This is a genomic window from Kluyvera sichuanensis, assembly GCF_014218705.1.
GTDB classification, from domain to species: domain Bacteria; phylum Pseudomonadota; class Gammaproteobacteria; order Enterobacterales; family Enterobacteriaceae; genus Kluyvera; species Kluyvera sichuanensis.
On record NZ_JABBJF010000001.1, the window covers coordinates 330,665 to 348,322 of the forward strand.

At 57.3% G+C, this 17,658-nt stretch carries 14 protein-coding genes; 6 read left to right on the forward strand and 8 right to left on the reverse strand.

The features are described 5' to 3' along the window. Positions 1-42: 42 nt before the first annotated feature. The 4 genes from HII27_RS01615 to HII27_RS01630 form a co-directional block, all read right to left on the reverse strand. Positions 43-1,476, reverse strand: a complete 1,434-nt coding sequence (locus HII27_RS01615) for an aldehyde dehydrogenase (protein ID WP_185666221.1) — start codon at positions 1,474-1,476, stop codon at positions 43-45. 131 nt (positions 1,477-1,607) lie between these two features. Beyond that, on the reverse strand, positions 1,608-3,731 hold the full coding sequence (locus tag HII27_RS01620; RefSeq protein WP_185666222.1) for a virulence factor SrfC family protein: 2,124 nt from the start codon (positions 3,729-3,731) through the stop codon (positions 1,608-1,610). Further along, complete coding sequence (locus tag HII27_RS01625; RefSeq protein ID WP_185666223.1) at positions 3,728-6,709, reverse strand: virulence factor SrfB; 2,982 nt, start codon at positions 6,707-6,709, stop codon at positions 3,728-3,730. The genes HII27_RS01620 and HII27_RS01625 overlap by 4 nt, the downstream gene beginning before the upstream one ends. 3 nt (positions 6,710-6,712) lie before the next feature. Then, complete coding sequence (locus HII27_RS01630; RefSeq protein ID WP_185666224.1) at positions 6,713-8,050, reverse strand: SrfA family protein; 1,338 nt, start codon at positions 8,048-8,050, stop codon at positions 6,713-6,715. 257 nt (positions 8,051-8,307) lie between these two features. Between HII27_RS01630 and HII27_RS01635 the strand changes: the two genes are divergently transcribed. Then, complete coding sequence (locus tag HII27_RS01635) at positions 8,308-9,915, forward strand: ABC transporter substrate-binding protein (RefSeq protein WP_185666225.1); 1,608 nt, start codon at positions 8,308-8,310, stop codon at positions 9,913-9,915. Between the two features lie 9 nt (positions 9,916-9,924). Next, entirely contained in the window at positions 9,925-10,158 is a 234-nt protein-coding gene (locus HII27_RS01640) for a DUF2526 family protein (RefSeq protein ID WP_185666226.1), read from the forward strand. A 101-nt stretch (positions 10,159-10,259) separates the two neighbouring features. Here the strand turns inward: HII27_RS01640 and HII27_RS01645 are convergent, their stop codons facing one another. Continuing rightward, a complete protein-coding gene (locus HII27_RS01645; protein WP_185666227.1) occupies positions 10,260-10,709 on the reverse strand; it encodes a DMT family transporter in 450 nt (149 codons plus the stop codon). Continuing rightward, positions 10,706-11,224 carry a GNAT family N-acetyltransferase gene (locus tag HII27_RS01650; protein ID WP_185666228.1) on the reverse strand — a complete coding sequence of 173 codons (519 nt, stop codon included), beginning with the start codon at positions 11,222-11,224 and terminating at the stop codon, positions 10,706-10,708. Before HII27_RS01650 ends, HII27_RS01645 begins: the two co-directional genes overlap by 4 nt. 40 nt (positions 11,225-11,264) lie before the next feature. On the opposite strand from HII27_RS01650, the gene HII27_RS01655 reads away from it, so the two are divergent. Next, positions 11,265-11,837, forward strand: coding sequence for a helix-turn-helix domain-containing protein (locus tag HII27_RS01655; RefSeq protein ID WP_185666229.1), 573 nt, complete (start codon positions 11,265-11,267; stop codon positions 11,835-11,837). A gap of 171 nt (positions 11,838-12,008) precedes the next feature. Further along, positions 12,009-12,668, forward strand: a complete 660-nt coding sequence (locus tag HII27_RS01660; protein WP_185666230.1) for a GntR family transcriptional regulator — start codon at positions 12,009-12,011, stop codon at positions 12,666-12,668. A 50-nt stretch (positions 12,669-12,718) separates the two neighbouring features. Here the strand turns inward: HII27_RS01660 and pqqU are convergent, their stop codons facing one another. Then, positions 12,719-14,830 (reverse strand): TonB-dependent receptor PqqU, encoded by a 2,112-nt coding sequence (gene pqqU, locus HII27_RS01665; protein WP_185666231.1) that lies wholly within the window; start codon positions 14,828-14,830, stop codon positions 12,719-12,721. A gap of 257 nt (positions 14,831-15,087) precedes the next feature. Here pqqU and yncE point away from each other — a divergent pair, with 257 nt between their 5' ends. Next, the gene (yncE, locus tag HII27_RS01670; RefSeq protein WP_185666232.1) at positions 15,088-16,152 is read left to right on the forward strand and encodes a 7-bladed beta-propeller protein YncE; all 1,065 of its coding nucleotides are present in this window, start codon (positions 15,088-15,090) and stop codon (positions 16,150-16,152) included. A gap of 144 nt (positions 16,153-16,296) precedes the next feature. Next, positions 16,297-16,518, forward strand: a complete 222-nt coding sequence (locus tag HII27_RS01675; RefSeq protein WP_185666233.1) for a YgdI/YgdR family lipoprotein — start codon at positions 16,297-16,299, stop codon at positions 16,516-16,518. 12 nt (positions 16,519-16,530) lie between these two features. Here HII27_RS01675 and feaR read toward each other — a convergent pair whose 3' ends face one another. After that, on the reverse strand, positions 16,531-17,439 hold the full coding sequence (gene feaR, locus HII27_RS01680; RefSeq protein ID WP_185666234.1) for a transcriptional regulator FeaR: 909 nt from the start codon (positions 17,437-17,439) through the stop codon (positions 16,531-16,533). Between the last annotated feature and the right edge of the window lie 219 nt (positions 17,440-17,658).

A 17,658-nucleotide genomic window follows, 5' to 3' on the forward strand; every position in this document is an offset into this window, starting at 1 on the left:
ATGTAGCCCGGCCAAGCGAAGCGCCGCCGGGATCGCTGCGGCTCAGAACGGCAATTGTCTTGGCTGCGTCTGCATCGTAATCCAGCGCAGCTCGGTAAACTCATGGATCCCCGCCCGTCCGCCAAAGCGACCGTAGCCGGAATCTTTGGTGCCGCCGAAAGGCATCTGCGCTTCATCGTGTACCGTCGGGCCGTTAATGTGGCAGATCCCCGTTTGCAGGTTCTGCGCCACGTTCCACGCCCGCGCGGTATCGCGACTGTAGACCGCCGACGACAAGCCATAGGCACTGTCGTTGGCAATCCGTACCGCGTCCAGCTCATCGGCCGCGCGGATCACCGCTTTGACCGGGCCGAATGACTCTTCATGCCAAAGGCGCATGGCGGGCGTGACGCCGTCCAGCAGCGTTGCCGACATCAACGTTGAATCCGCTTTTCCACCGGTTAGCAGCGTTGCGCCGTGCGCCAGCGCGTCGTCAATCAGCGCATTGCAGCGATCCACGGTTTTCTTATCGACCACCGACCCTAACAGCCCGTCCGGCAAGCCGTTCACCCGCTTAACCAGTGCGTCAATAAACGGCTCGGCAATGGCCTGTTCAACGATAATGCGTTCGGTCGACATGCAGATCTGTCCGGCGTTCGCGAACGCGCCGAAGGTTGCCCCGGCGGCGGCCTGGTCGATATCGGCGTCATCCAGCACCAGCAGCGGCGCTTTACCACCCAGTTCCAGGACAACGGGTTTGAGGTATTTAGCGCAGGTCTGCGCAATAAGGCGGCCAACCGGCGTCGAACCGGTGAAGTTAATCCGCCGCACGCCGGGGTGGGCAATTAAGCTTTCGACCAGCGTGGGTGCATCCTGCGGAGCGCAGGTCAGATAGTTCACCACCCCCGCCGGGAACCCCGCCGCCGCCAGTGAATCGATAATCAGCCCTTGGGTGGCAGGCGATAGCTCAGAACCTTTTAGGATCACCGTATTGCCGCAGGCAAGCGGCGTGGCGATCGCGCGTACCGCCAAAATAATCGGCGCGTTCCACGGCGCCATACCGAGCACCACCCCAGCGCCCTGACGGGTAGCCATCGCCAGGTTGCCGGGAATATTTGAGGGGATCACCTGACCGTCGATCTGCGTCGTTAACGCTGCGGCCTCGCGCAGAATTTCGGCCCCGAGATGTACGTTAAACCCGGCCCACTGCGGCGTGGCACCCGTTTCTGCGTTCATGGCGGTGATAAACTGTTCGCTGCGTTTTTCCAGCTCATCGGCGGCAGCCAGCAGCAATCGACGGCGTTCACCGGGAGGGGTATCGCGCCACTGTGGGAATGCGGCAGCGGCGGTATCGGCGGTGCGGGTGGCATCGGTCAGCGTGGCGGCGGGGGCGACGCTAGCGACGGTTTGCGTCACCGGATTCAGACGGGTAAAAGTGGCGGCGTTTTGCGCAGTGCACGCTTCGCCGTGAATAAACAGGGTACAGGTGATGGTCATGGCAGCCTCTTATCGACTCGGGTTATCCATCGAGTGTAAAGAGGCGTGGGCAGGTTGAATATCCATCAGGCAGATTTCGCACGCTTTTTTTCAGCTTTTGAAAGCGGTTCACATCCTTGTGCCGCCGAGGGTTATCTGAGAAGGGCGTGCAGCCGTTGCTGCGCGTCGTCGCGCAATGCCAGTAGATTGACCGCGTCACCCGGTTCAATGCTGCGGGCGTAAAGCGCGACCAGCCAGTCATAGACGTAGCGAGTGGCGGCGTGCACCGGCTGTTCACCAAGCTGGGTTAAACGCGTGCGGGATGCTGCTGTCGGTTGAACAAAAATAGCGCTGCCTTTCGCAATACGGCTGGCCGGGCGCTGTGCCACCGGCTGCTCGGCATAACCCAGCCAGTTAATAAAGTTGCCGATAATCGCGCGAAGCTGGGCTGCACCAGCCTGTTGCTCGGCGCTGGCGCGTCGTAGCTGTTGCGCCAGCGACAGATGCTGGCTGGCACTTAGCAGAGACAGCGCCAACTGCTGCTGAGTGTCGCTGCTGAGCAGCGCATGCGGCTGGCGGCTCCACTGGCGCAGGTGTTTGCACCACAGCGCATAGGCCTGCGAACCATTATCCTGATGCGTCAGCGGGTTTGACGCGATGGCCTCCGGCGCGGCAAACAGGTCTACCGCATCGTTAAACAGGCCGCTCACTTTTTCTTCGCGCTGCTGCTGTACCTGGCAAAGCGCATCGAACGCCGCCAGTTCAGGTAACAGACTCTCCAGCAGTTCGCCGTGGCGGGCCGCGTGGGTTTGCAGTTCGCGGATCATGGTCTCGACGCGCGCTTTATCCGGCTGCGCAGGCGCCAGCAGCGGCTGGCATAGCGTCCGCAGCTGTTGCTGACGGACGCTACTGATAGCCGCAAAGCGACGCTGGCGTAATTCCGGCTGCGAAGCCTGCGACAACCACTCAATCAGGCGCTGCAGACTGCTGTGGTCCAGCGCCTGCAGCGTACCCCAGTGCTGGCCCGGTTTACCGACCAGTTGCTGAATGGCTTCATCAAAATGGCGTTTGTGGATGAAGCGATCGTCCTCTGGCGTAATCGCCCATACCAGCCCCGGCAGCTTGTTTTCCTGCACCGGCTGGGTTTCATTCACCCAGCGCAGCAGGGTTTTGGCAGATGACGGGATCGCGCTGCGCTGCGCTGTGGCGTTGCAGGTCAGCAGGATATCCGGCTGCTGCTGCTGGCGATAGTAGTCGAGCAGCCAGCGACATTTGCTGGCCCACAGCGGTGTCTCATCGGTCAGTGGCGGTACGGGAATGTCGATGATATCTACGTTATCCAGTACGCCGTGTTCGGTACTGAGCACCAGTTCCAGGGTCAACTGCGCCAACGTGGTTACCGGGACGCTTACCGCATTCTGGTAACCATCGCGGGTCAACGGGTGCACCAGCACCGCGTCGTCGCTTTCGCCACCTGGCGTTAAGAAAGCGTCCATTGGCAGAGTAAAGGCATCGACCAGTAGGCTCAGCGGTGCCATCACTTCGCGGCGATTGCCGAGTTGATGCAGCGTGTGCGCCAGCGTCAACCATTGCTGGGTTAACTCCTGCTGTTCGCCCCAAAGCAGTGACCAGGCGCGGGCGCGGGCGCTGAGGTCCAGCGACGGCAGCAGATGGGCAAACTGATACCACAGCGCATCGTCAATCTGCTGATAGTTGCCCGGTAAGGTATCGCGCCAGAAGCGGCTGATGGCGGCGATGTCGGTGGCGGTTAGCCCCGGCACCGGCTGTGGTTGACGCAGGCTCTGCCATCCGCGCAGGCGTTCGGCAATCACGCTGCTGTCCGGCGGGCGAATATCGCCGCGCTGCCAGGCATGGGCGATAAACAGCTGCACCAGCTCCGCTTCGCGCATCAATTTCAGGCGTAGCGGGAAGGCATCGTCCGGCGTGGACTGGTCGCGGCTAAAGCGCAGCGCCATTTGGGTCAGGCTATGGCCGGGATTGATATGGCTAAAATAGTCGAGCGTTTTGCTACCGCTCTGCACCGTTAAGCGGCCTTCGCCGCTGCCGCACAGCGTGCGCAGCAGGTGTGCTTTTGAGGGCTGGGAATGGCCGAACAGCGCAATGCTGGCGCGGCAGTTCAGCGCCTGCTGGTGGGTCTGCTGTTGCGCGTCGAGGGCGAGCAGGCGGATAAGCAGGGCATCGGCGTCATCATCCAGCGCCGGGTGCGCGAGTCGCTCAGTGGCAAGCCAGTCCATTACAGCGTTTACAGTGGTCATTTCAGGAATACGCTCCCGCTATCAATCCAGTAATGGCTGCCGCTATGACGGCGGTCGGCCAACGTATTTAGCTTCAGGATCAGGGCATCCGGCGAAACCGGCGTACCGTCCTGCAACCACGCATCGCTCAGCACGAACGCCTGTGGCGCTTCGTTTTTGCTGCCGCCCTGAAGCTTGAGGCGAACCTGCAGTACGCCATCTCCGGCAATGGCGCGAGCCAGATCCGGTGAGTTGATGCTCAGGGTATACAGCGGCGTGGCGGGCCAGCGGGTATTTGCGAGCTGGCGGAAACCGAGGGTGACGTTACCGCGCAGCGGGAAATGCAGGCGGGCGTCAAGCTTTGCGCCCGGCTTGTCGAGATCAAGGTCGTGGTACCAGATGTTCTCGTCACGCAGGGTATTCACGGTTTTATCCAGCACGCCGAGATAGCGCACGGTGGAGTAGGCACCGATATCCGCAGCCTTAAAGTTGAAGTGCGGCAGACGCAGATCCAACGCCAGGCTGCACAGCATCGCGCCGACGGCGGCAGTGGATTTCGGGTTGCCAATACGGCCCTGCTGGCTGAACGGATACCACTCGTGAACGTGATATTTATCCAGCCACACCATGCGGTTCACCGGCACCGGCTGGAGATAACGAATCAGCGCCTGAACGCCCGGCAGGCAGCCCGGTCGCCCGGTGACCAGCAGCACGTCGCAGCTGTAGTGGGAAATGGCTTCACACAGCGCGTGCAGCGGGCCGGCAAGAGTAAATTCGCCCGCCAGCATTGCCGACTGAAGGCTGCTGAAGGTGACTTCCAGCGGCACGGCGAGAAGATCAAACGGTGCACTCCCGGCGGGCAGCGCATGCTCGATGGCCTGGCCGACGTAGTTCATCACGTTGCGGGTTGGCGTTTGTGATAACAGCTCGCCAAAGGTGGCGTGCAGCCCGGCCAGCGGATCCTGCACGTCGCTTTGCTCCCATGCGGCGAGAATGGCATGGCCAATCGGCATAAACAGCTGCAGCGTGGTCTGCTGACGCAGTACCGCCTGAGTGTCCAGACGCCCGGAATCGCCAAACAGCGTGGCCATCAGCGCCTGCGCATCGGCGACGCCGGATTTTTGTAGCTGGGTTTGCAGCGCAGGGAGAACACAGCGCTGAATAATATCCAGCAGCACGTCATCCCCGGCGATTTTAAAGCCTTCGCGGAACAGCAACTGTGGGGTGATTTTGACGTTGCCGCCAATCCCGTCGTCCAGTTGATACTCGGCAATCGCCATATCGGTGGTGCCGCCGCCGAGATCCAGCGAGGCGATGCGCAGCGTGCGGCCAGCAGTTTCGCCCGCTTCCGGCTGACGATCCGGGCGCGCCATTGCAGTAAAGAGCGCTTCGGTTTGCCCGGCAAAGTGGGAAATCGCTTCGTTGTACAGCCACACCAGTTGGCCGCAGCTGGCTTCATCCCACTCCATATGAATTTTCGGGATTGGCACGACGCTTTTTTCCTGCAGACGGACGTTGGCAAAATCGTCGTCCTGCGGGTGCCAGCCCATGGCTTTCCACACCAGCGCGATAGCTTCAAACATCCGACGACGGAAAATCTCGCGTTCCTGCTTCGGCATTGCTGATGGCAGGGTGAGGATCAGCGTACGCAGCTGGCGCGGCGAGGCCGGGAAGCCCAGGCGCAGACGGGTGGCTACGCTGTTGATCTGTCCCAGCGCCTGTGCCAGCAGTTCGCAGAGCATATGGGTCATCAGGGTGCTGCGGCTGTACTGCGGCGAGAAGACCGGCATGCGTTCGTCCGGTGGCAGGGTAAACAGCGGCTGGCCTTCGTCGTTCATCAGGTTCATCAGCGGGAAGGCGGTTGCCAGCGGTTCACGCTGAGTTTTGCTGTTCATCTGGCTAAAGCGCCAGTCCTGGACCGTCGGCGTTTCGTCCCACAGGTAGCGACGCGGGCTGGAGATCCCGCTGTAGCCTTCGGTGCCAGCGCGCTGCATCGCCAGCTTGCGGGCTTCATCACCCACGCGTACCAGAGAAGGCCAGATAAAGGCGTCTTCGCGTCCGCTTTCTACCGAGAAATGTTGCTTACCGAAGCGGGATTCCGAGAACTCGACCCGGCTGGTAAACAGCGGTTCGTTCAGGTACTGCGGCTCGCTGAGCGACCGCACCTGCAGCTCGGCGGTCTGGCGCAGGCCATCGTTAGCATCGCCGTGGTCTTCAATGATCACGCCGCAGGTGTGGGTGTTGCCGACATCGAGAATTAAATCGACTGGAATGGCGGGCGTGCTGAGGGTGGCGGTGACCATCTTAATTTCCGGCACCGTCAGCTGTTCGCCGAGCAGCGCCAGAATGTTCATCCAGTGGCCCTGATATTCAAAGCTGCGCAGCGCCTGAGCAATGTCGCGCTCGCTGCGGGTTTCATGGGCGGAGGTGGTTTGCTGAAACACTTCGCGTAGCCAGCCGTCAATCCAGGTCTGGTCGAGGAAATCGGCAATTTCATTATCGCGCCAGGCCAGCGCAAAGCGGGTGCCGTTCAGCAGATCGCCCGCCACCGGGGAGAGCGATGTGGCGTCATCCGGGCTAATCTGGCTGTCGAACGCCAGCGTCACGCGGTGGGTATTACCCGCGCTGTCCGGCTCCGCCAGCTTTCTTATCTGCACACGCGCCCAGTTATCCGGCCCTTCTACAAAGGTGCGCGGTGGGTTAAAGCGCAGGAACGGCAGCGGCAGCCAGACGCCGTCGAGTAGCGTCAGCGAGTGGTGCAGGGAGAGCGTTGACTCGGGCTTGACCACTTCCGGCGCGCGGCCGGGTTCACCTGGCAGGGTGTAGCGCTGGTTGACCACATCATAATCGAGGCGCAGCAGCGGGCCGTTGGCGGTTTTGCGCACGAAGCGCCCGTGCTGGAGCGACTCCTGCGGGCTGAGACCGAAATCGAGGAACTGCACGCCGCTATTGGCAATCAGCGTAACGCTCTGTTTGTAATCGCAAAGGGTGACCAGCATGGCTTAGGCTCCCGTCTTTTTAAAGGTCAACGGCACAACAGTCTTAGCATCAAACCGTGCGGTACAGACGGCAACGTTGCTGTTGCCAGGCTTGCAGCTGATTTCCGGCAGCGGGTAGCGCGCGCCGTCGCTGCACTGCGCGTTACCGCGACTTTTGATCATCAGCTCGCCGTTCTGGTGCAGGCCGGAGAACACTGTCGCTTTGCAGACGATACTGCCTTCACGCACCACGCGGGCGGTGCCTTTGTTGTTCTGAATCTGATAACGCAGGCTCGGCGCTTTGCCGCTATGGGCATCGCTGACGTCCATTTGCACGCGCCAGGTGCCGTTGAGGAAGCGGGTCGTTCCGGCACGCAGCTGGTCGGCGTCCATCACCATTGCGTCTTTTGGAATCACGGCGATCACCACCGGTTTTTCTTCTGGCTCCACAACGGGCTCAACCTTCACGCTCGCCTGGTGCAGCGGCAGGTTGCTAATCAGTACCGGCATTGCTGGGCCTTTGAGGACAACGGGTGCAGGTGCAGGTGCGGGTGCGGCCTGTGTAACGGGTTCGGATTCGGCCTGAGTGCTCGGGATCATTAACGGTACGGCAATGGCCACGGCGGCTACTGCGGCAGCCAGCGGCAGTCCCCAGACCCAGCGTGGACGACGCGCTTTTGGCGCGACGGCAGCCGTAACAGGCGCAGGTGCCTGCGGTTGCTCTTCCGGTTCTTCCACCGGCAAGGTATAGGCGTTAATCAGCGGTTCGTTGGCGGAGATAAGTGGAGCATCGGCTTCGCTAAAGGTGACGATGGCCGGCTCCGGCTCTTCCACTTCAGGCACTTCGTCAATGACCGGCTCTTCTTCTATTATCTCCGGTTCAACGTAACGCAGGCAGTCGAGGGCATCTTCCCGCGCACCTTCGTTGAGGTTTACAAAACCCCAGAAGCTGATAACCGGCTTGCCATCGACCAGAAACAGGTGATTTTCGCCGGGGAACTGCAGGGATTTTTCCAGCAGCGCGCCGAACAGTTGCTGCGCGGTTTTCTCCGACTGCAGGCATTTTTTGCTGAGCGCGCGGGCGCTCTCCTGCAGGCCTTCTAAATAATGCAGCGCGCGGGTGCGCTGGGTTTCGTCGGCCGCTTTCCAGCCGATAATCTCGCCATCGACCGGGGAGTACCAGTCAACGCGATCGCCTTCATCATTCAGCTGCGGTATCGCCAGACAATCGGCCAGCGCCAGCTGTTTGCGTAAACGCAGGGTTTCGCGCACTTGAAGCGCAGAATGAAATACGGTTTGCCCGCCGCCGCCTACGGCCTGGAAATCATCAAGACTTCCACTGCGTAAAAGAGTTTTTGCCACGTTCCTGTCCCATAGACTTCTTCACGTCATTACTTTACGCAAAGCAAAATGCAACAAACGGCGAAAGAGAGGGGTAAATTGGGTAATTCTCGCGGCATTGAATGACTGGACTTAAGTGAAATCACCAGGCAGGCGATGAAGAAACCAGCAATAAACGGTTATTCAGCATAACCTGAGACAAATTGGTTATTTGCCAGTTATCTGCCCCTGTGCTGTTATTAAGCGGTCCATATAATAAAATCGAAAGGCTTATAACCATGATCACAGGGAACACCACAGGGAAAACGCTCCTCGCGCTGGCTTTCAGCGCGCTGCTACCGGCCGGCGCGATGGCGGCAAATACCGACACGCTGGTTTACTGCTCCGAAGCATCGCCGGAATCCTTTAACCCGCAGATTGCCAGCTCCGGCCCATCGTTTGTGGCCAGCTCGCAGGTGCTCTATAACCGCCTGATCAACTTTGATCCGGTGAAAAATATCCCGGTTCCTTCCCTGGCAACGGCCTGGACCATCTCTCCGGACGGCCTGACTTATACCTTTACGCTGCGCCAGGGCGTGAAGTTCAACAGCAACAAATTCTTCAAACCGACGCTCGATTTCAATGCCGATGACGTGATTTTCTCGGTGATGCGCCAGAAAGACGTCAATCACCCGTACCATAAGGTGTCGCAGGGCAACTATGAGTACTTCAGCGATGTGGGCCTCGATAAGCTGATTAAAGAGGTGAAGAAGATTGATGATAACCACGTACAGTTTGTGCTGAGCGAACCGAACGCCGCGTTCCTCGCCGATTGGGGAATGGATTTTGCCTCGATTCTCTCGGCGGAATATGCCGATCAGATGATGAAAAAAGGCACCCCGGAAAACGTCGACAACTGGCCAATTGGTACCGGTCCTTACGTGCTGCAGCAATACAAAGTCGATTCGCAGATTCGCTACCTGGCGAACCCGAACTACTGGGATGGCGAGGTGCCGACCAAACACCTGATCTTCGCTATCACCCCGAACGTGGAAACGCGTCTGGCGAAGCTGCAAACCAACGAATGCCAGATTATTCCGGCACCGTCACCGGTTCAGTTTGATGTTATTAAAGGCAACAAAGATCTGACGCTGCATGCCGTTGAGGCGCTGAACGTCGGCTATCTGGCGTTTAATACCGAGAAAAAACCGTTTGATAACGTGCTGGTGCGTCAGGCGCTGAACTACGCTACCGACAAACAGGCTATCGTTAACGCGGTGTTTATGGGCTCTGGCACCGTGGCGAAATCACCGATTCCGCCGAACATGATGGGCTATAACAAAGATCTTAAAGACTACAGCTACGATCCAGAAAAAGCGAAAGCGCTGCTGAAGCAGGCTGGGCTGGAGAAGGGCGCGGAAGTGACCCTGTGGTCAATGCCAGTGCAGCGTCCGTATAACCCGAACTCGCGCCGTATTGCTGAAATGATCCAGAACGACTGGGCCAAAGTGGGCATTAAAGCGAAGATTGTCAGCTATGAGTGGGGGGAATATCTCACCGGTATTCGTAAAGGCGAACACGACAGTGCGCTGTATGGCTGGATGTCAGACAACGGCGATCCGGATAACTTTGCCAACACGCTGCTCGGCTGCGACAGCATTAAAACCGGCTCTAACGCCGCGCGCTGGTGCAATAAAGAGTATGATGGGCTGGTGAAAAAAGCCCTGGTGGTGAGCGACCCGACGAAGCGTGCCGCGCTCTACGGTCAGGCGCAGGAGATTTTCTATCAACAGGCGCCGTGGATTGCCCTGGCGAACGGCAAAACCTTCTACGCCACGCGTAGCAACATCACCGGCTATAGCGTTAGCCTGATGGGCAGCGATTTCTCGAAAGTGAAAATTAATTAAGGAGTGAATATGTCACATCTGGATGAGGTCATCGCGCGCGTGGACGCCGCGGTGCAAGAGAACGTGATTACGCATATGAATGAATTGCTGGTGGTGTTAAGCGATGACGCCGAGCTGAGTCGTGAAGATCGTTTCACCCAGCAGCAGCGCCTGCGTGTGGCAATTTCTCATCATGGCCAGCATCTGCGTGAGCAGGAAGAGGCGCGTAAAGAGCAGCTCACTTCCGGTGGGACGATTCTTTAAGTCAGGCATGGTTCCCGGCGGCGCTTCGCTTGGCCGGGCTACGTTTGTTCACGACATCCGGTAGCCCGGCCGAGCAACGCGACGCCGGGAACGGCTCCGCATCAAAACTGACGTTTCGCCACCAGCCACGCACCGATAATCAACATCACCGCACCGCAAACCGGCCCAACCAGCGCCCGCCAGGGCACGCCGTGACTTCTCACCACGTCCATCACCAGCCCACCGATAAGCTGACTGGCGACCAGCACCGCAATGGTCGTCGCTGCCCCCACGTACTGATAGCCGCTGATGCTGGCAAACACAAAGAACGACCCGAGCAGGCCGGGGATCAGCGTCCACCATTTGATGGTCGCCACCAGCTCGCTCACGCCCGCAAGCCCGTGTTTAATCAGCAAAATGCTGACAAACAACACGATCCCCACCAGCGAGTTCAGCAGCATCGCCACCAGAATGGTGGAGGCTGACTGGGTTATGCGCACCATCAGCGTGTTCTGAATAACCAGACCGATGCCGGCGGCTATCAGGAACGTCAGCGTGAGGGATTGATTCATGCCTGTCCGTCCGGATTGCGACGGTTATCAAGCTGTAGCTGCATAAAGGTGAGATCCAGCCAGCGTCCAAACTTGGTGCCAACCTGCGGCATCTGCCCGGTAGTGACAAAACCGTGCTTCTCGTGCAGATGCAGCGACGCGTGGTTCTGTGCTTCAATACCGGCCACCATTACGTGCTTACCACGACGACGGGCCTCTTCAATCAGCGCACCGAGAAGGATATTGCCGAGCCCTTTGCCCTGATGTTCCGGATGGACGTAGACCGAGTGCTCGACGGTGTGGCGGAAACCATCAAAGTTGCGCCAGTCACCGTAGGAGGCGTAGCCGGTCACGGTACCGTTTTCTTCGCTCACCAGCACCGGAAAATGCCCCAACTGGCGCGCTTCAAACCACGCGATACGGTTGTCGGTATCGACAGTTTTGTCATTCCAGATAGCGGCGGTGTGGACCACAGCATGGTTGTAGATTGCCGCAATGGCGGCGCAGTCTTCTTTTGTCGCAAAACGAATAGGCATGGAGTTGCACCCTGAGTGTTGTTCACTATATTATTACGATATGAATACTATTGAAGACAACTTAAATCAACGGATCGGTGCAAGAATTCGCATTGAGCGTGAGTCGCGCGGCTGGTCGCTGAGCGATCTGGCCGAACGTGCGGGCGTCTCCCGGGCGATGATCCACAAAATTGAACGTGGCGAAAGCAGCCCGACGGCGGCACTGCTGGCGCGGCTTTCTGGTGCCTTTGGTATCAGCATGTCGACGCTGATCGCCCGTGCGGAGATGCAGGAAGGTAAACTGCTGCGCTTTGCTGACCAGCCGGTCTGGCACGACCCGCAGACTCACTACCTGCGTCGGCACGTTTCGCCGCGGGGTGAACTGCCGGTCGATCTGGTACAAATTGAACTGCCAACAGGCAGCGACATTCCGATGCCAGCCTCGGCCTATGCGATGGCGCGCCAACTGCTATGGGTACAGGACGGTGAACTGCTGTTTATGGAAGGTGACACCGCGCACCGTATGCAAACCGGCGACTGTCTCGAACTCGGGCCACCGAACGATTGCCGCTTTATTAACGACAGCGGCAAATCCTGTACTTATCTGGTGGTCAGGCTCAACGTGCCGCTCTAATCCAGGCCGGGAGCGGCCTGAGCGGGGTGTTTGGCGATGATTCATCTTCTATTAATTATGCTGAAAACTACTTCGAAAAAAATATATATCGTATTTCCTGCGCAAAAAATAAAACGCCAGCTATTAATTATAAATAGTCTGGGTAAATAAAAGCGCGGAGTTATAATAAATATGCTGGATTTTGCTAAAGCACAACGTATCAGTTTGACGCAGCAAATTGAGAATAATATCAAGAATGCGCTGGTTGTCGGCGCGTTAAAACCTGGCGCACGGCTCGTCACGCGTGAAATTGCCGTGAACCAGGGGATCAGTATTACGCCGGTGCGAGAAGCGCTGCTGCGACTGGTCTCCTCAGGCGCGCTGCAGGCGGCGCCTGCACAGGCCTTTATGGTGCCGGTGCTGACTAATTCAGGCTATCTTGAAATTAATCAGATTCGTAAAAACCTCGAAGGAATGGCGACTGCCGCTGCGGCAATCAATATAACCACAGAAAGAATGGGTGAATTAAACCGCCTCTCTGACGCTTTCCATGAGGCTAAAGCAGCAGGGGATGTTACCCTCATGCTGCAAACCAATTATCAATTTCGCTTTAAGATTTACGACTATGCGGAAATGCCAACATTGGTGACGATGATTGAACAATTATGGGTGCGAGCGGGGCCGAGTCTTCATTATTTATATTTAAATTCAGTAGAACCGTTTCAGCATCAAAATGTGTATGCATCATTACTGAATGCGCTGGAAAAAAGAGACTCCTCGGCGAGTTATTCGGCGATATCACAAATTATTGATGAATCAACCTCCTTCTTAAAACAGCAGTATCGCCATTAACGTCCTTTCTGAAAATACGTTTCCGGGGTGTCCCGGAAACGTTTCGCTTATTACTCAAAACGCCATGCGACATTCACCCCGACGCCGTAATTACGGCCCGGAGCCGGTTCGTAGTAGCGTTTGTTGGTTTCATTAACGATAACCGAGCCAACATACTCGCGATCGAACAGGTTATCCACGCGCCCGAAAACGTCCAGCGTCCAGTTATTGAGATTGAACTTGTAGCCGGTATTCAAGCCAACGACGGTCCATGACGGCGCGCGGGCAGTGTTGGCATCGTTCGCCATAATATCGCCCATGTAATGCACGTCGGCCCCCGCGTACCAACCGCTTTCTGGCTCATAGCCCAGCGAGGCGAAGCCCATATTGCGTGCGATGCCCGGAATACGGTTGCCGTTACAACTGCCGTCGCCACAGACGTCGGTGCGGTAGGTGGCGTTAAGCCAGGTCCACGCGGCTTTGGCGCGCCAGTTTTCGGCGAACTGCTGATCGATAGCCAGTTCGGCACCCTGACGACGGGTTTTACCGGCATTTTTATAGCTGGCACGGCTGTCGATGTTGCTATCGGTCACGATCTCATTGGTGGTATTGGTCTGGAACAGCGCGGCGCTAAGCAGGCCGTTGCCAATCCGCGTTTTGCTGCCGATCTCATAGGTCTCGTTGGTGGAGGGTTTGAGATCCAGATTCAGTCCGTTGGTCATGGTGGAACGGTAGGAGAGTTCGCTGATGGTGGGGGTTTCAAAGCCGCGACCCACGCTGGCATACACGTTCCATGCATCGGTAATCGCGTACTTTAACGATCCCGCAGGCAGCCATTCGTGGTAGCTGGTATCACCGCTGCTGTCGCCGTTTTTGGCGGTGACGTAGTGGTCGTTGGAGTCAAACCACACGGAGCTATAGCGTACGCCTGCATCCAGCGTCAGCTTCTCGGTGAGCTGCCACTGGGTTTGCAGGTACGGGTCGACGTTCCACATCAGGTTGCGCTCGTTACGGCGTAAATTACCTTTTTCGCCATACTCTGTTGTGGTGCCGTTCATGATGTAGTTTTCGTAGCCCCGGCGCTTCTCATTCATGTTTTCGTAGTTCAAACCGGTGGTGAAGGTCACCGGGATAAACAGCTCGCCACGATGTGTCCAGCGGGTATCGATGCCCTGATAGTGGCGGTCGAGGTCGATTACGCCGCCGGAATGAGCCGGGTCCAGCTGTGCCACTGCGGGAATTGACTGATATTGCGTGGTCTGACGCTCTCCGGCGTACATCATCACGCTCAGGTCATCCTGCTCGCTGAGCTGGCGTTCATAACGCAGGCCCGCCTGAGTCTGCTTCACGGTTTTACGCGTGTTGTACTGATCGCCGCGCGGCGACTGCTGGCGGTCGGCTTCCATTTCGCTCTTGGTCAACCCGCCGGGATCGTTAGCGTTAATATCGACGGTATTAAACAGCAGCGTCAGCTTGCTGACATCGTTAATTCGCACGCCGAGCTTAGCGTTGGCGAGATTCTTGCGCGCCGCGCTATGGTCGCGGTAGCCGTGAGTGGTGAATCGATTTGTTGACACCGTATAGTCAACGTCACCCGCGTGGGTGCCGTCGCCCACCGCACCGCTGGCCTTCATACCGTAGTGCCAGGTGCCGTAGCTGCCGTAATAGCTGTTGGCTTCAACCGTGGTGGGTTGCTTCCCGGTCTGGGTGGTGACGTTAACCACGCCGCCGGAGGCGTTGCCGTAGAGGGCGGAGAAGGGGCCACGCAGCACATCAACGTGATCCACACTACCGATATCAATATTCGAGGTTTGCCCCTGGCCGTCGGGCATGGTGGCCGGAATACCGTCAACATACAGACGAATACCGCGCACGCCAAAGGTCGAGCGGGAGCCAAAACCGCGAATAGAGAGCTGGAGATCCTGCGCGTAGTTCTGGCGGTTTTGCACCTGTAAGCCCGGCACGGCGCCCAGCGATTCAGAAAGGTTAACCTGCGGCGCGGCGTGACGTATATCTTCGCCATCGACCACGCTCACGGCGGCGGGGGTATCCAGTTCGGAGACCGCCTGCGGTGCGGCGGTAACGATTAACGTTTGTTCATCATTGGCCCAGGAAAAAGGAGAAAAAACAAGCGGCAACAGCAGCGCTGGCAGCGTTACTGAGCGTACGGTGATGATTTTCATGAAAAACTCGCAAAATGTACCAAATGGAACAGACCCGAATAGGTTAATACTTTTGTAAATATATTGAAAACTTTAGCAGCATAAATCGTTAATTTCAGGTGATGAAATAGCAACTATTTGGTTGCTGAGCGTAATAAAAGCTCCACATTACATAAATTAATGATTACTATTCGCATCTACAAAACGTAGCGCTACGACGCTACGGAGCCAGAAGCGATGTGCAGCAGAAATAACTACGTTCATCAAAGGGAGTCGTCATGCCATTACGTCAATTGTCCGCGCCGCGTCTGCGCCGTTCTCTGTTACTGAGTGCTTTCCTGCTGGCGGGGAGCTTTAGCGCGCATGCTGCAGATGAAATGCTGCGTAAAGCGGTCGGGAAAGGGGCATATGAAATGGCCTACAGCCAGCAGGAAAATGCGCTGTGGCTGGCCACCTCACAAAGCCGCAAAACCGATAAGGGCGGTATTGTTTATCGTCTCGACCCGGTTACTCTGGAAGTGACGCAGGTTATCCATAACGATCTCAAACCGTTTGGTGCGACGCTGAATAACCAGACTCAGACCCTGTGGTTTGGTAATACCATCAACGGTGCCGTGACCGCAATTGACGCTAAAACAGGCGACGTGAAAGGCCGCCTGGTGCTGGATGGCCGTGAGCGCAGCGAAACGGTTAAGCCACTGCAGCCGCGTGAACTGGCGGTGGATGAGAAAACCAATACCGTCTATATCACCGGCATTGGCAAAGACGGAAGCTCCGTTTGGGTTGTCGACGGCGACAAGCTGACGCTGAAAACCACCATCACCGGTACTGGCACGTTCGGCACAGGCCTGGCGGTCGATGCTGATAAACAGCGCCTGTACGTGACCAACGGTGACGGCGAACTGGTCACCATCGATACCGCGAGCAACAAAATTCTGACCCGTCAGAAACTGCAGGACGATGGCAAAGAGCACTTCTATATCAACATCAGCCTGGATAAAGCCGGTCAGCGTGCCTTTATCACCGACTCCAAACAGCCGGAACTGCTGGTGGTAAACCTGAAAGATGGCAAAGTGCTGTCGAAGGTCGATACCCAGGAAGGGCTGGCAGTGCTGTTTAACCCGGTTCGTAACGAAGTCTACGTGACCCAGCGTAAAGCGGGCACCGTGACGGTGATTGATGCGAAAGATTATAAAGTCACCAAAACCATCAAAACCCCAACCTTCCCAAATAGCCTGATGCTCTCCGCTGATGGTAAAACGCTGTACGTTAGCGTGAAGCAGGAATCTACCCGTCAGAAAGAGGCCACCGCGCCTGATGATGTGATTCGTATCGCGCTGTAAGCGACACGCCGGGAGGTCAGCCGACCTCCCGGAAATCATCACGTTATCTTCTGTTACATCCCGTCGATACCCCGTTTCTCTGTATCAGGCATACAATACGCCGACTTAACCCTGCCGCTGGCGGGGACAATGAACGGAGAGAAGATGAAAAAGCCTTTATATTTCCTGTGCGCAGGGGCAATGCTGCTGGCGCTGACGGGCTGTACCACTAATTACGTGATGACCACCAAAAGCGGCCAGACGATTGTCACGCAGGGAAAACCGCAGCTCGATAAAGAGACCGGCATGACCAGCTACACCGATCAGGACGGCAACGCACGTGAAATTAACAGCAGCGATGTGTCACAGTTGGTGGAAGATAATTGATCTGATTTTCGTTTAGCGACCACGCTTGCGGTATTCGCCCGGCGAAACACCGAACCGCTGCTTGAAGGCGGTGGAGAAGTGGCTGTGGTCGCTGAACCCCCAGCGATAGCCGATTCCGGCCAGCTTTTCGTCGTCTGGCGCGCTCTGTAGCGCCTTCGCGCAGAGATCCAGACGGCGGTTTTTGATGTACTGCGCCACCACCAGGCCCTTATCGGCAAACAGCCGGTACAGGCTTCTTACCGACATGCCGGTTTCATCGGCAAGCCACTCCGGGCGCAGATGCTCTTCCTGAATGGCATCGTCAATCAGCGCCATAATCTTCTGAAACTGCTTTTCGCGCCGGGACGGGGCAACCTCCTGCTGATACAGCATCGGGCGCAGCAGGCACACCATGGCATCCAGCGCCGCTTCGCTCTCGCTTGCGGAAAGCTGGGGGCTGCTCATGCTCTCATGCAGCAGACGCTGGCTAAGCTGGACCATCGGCAGAGATTTATCAAGACGGGTGGCGACGCTTATTCCGCTGCCGCGGAGCTGGCTTTCCAACAGCTGGCGGGGCAGTAACAGCGAGACCTGACGAGAGGTTTGCTGCCAGAGAATCGAGCAGGGGCGTGAGGCATCGATCAGCGTCATATCGCCGGTTTCCAGCCGTACCTGACGATCGTCCTGCTCAATATTGGCCTGACCGGCAAGCTGAAACACGGTGTAGAACCAGGCATCGTTACCGCTGCGGATCTCCTGGCGGGTGCGGAACAGATTGACGTTGCGAGTGGTCACGGTGCTGAGCTTGAGGCTGCCCGCATAGCTGGTGTCTATCTCACCATGAAAGTCGCCATCCAACGGCCGCGCGGCGAAATGGCCGCACACCTGATTGATTTTCGCCAGCCACGCCTGATATGTCTCACCGCCATTTACCGCTGCCATACGCCATCTCTGCAATGAAAATGTTTTTGCATTGTTGCATTTATGTTGCCTTTAACAAGGGTTGGCAGGGGAATATATGAAAGAACTATTACCTGTTGCACATTTCTGCCAGAGCAATCTGTTTAATTGCGGTCTCTGTCACAGCCGCACAAGCGAATGTCACAGAGACAAAAGCGCGATCTCCAGACCCGCCGTAGACTGAAATGACTAACCGCGAAG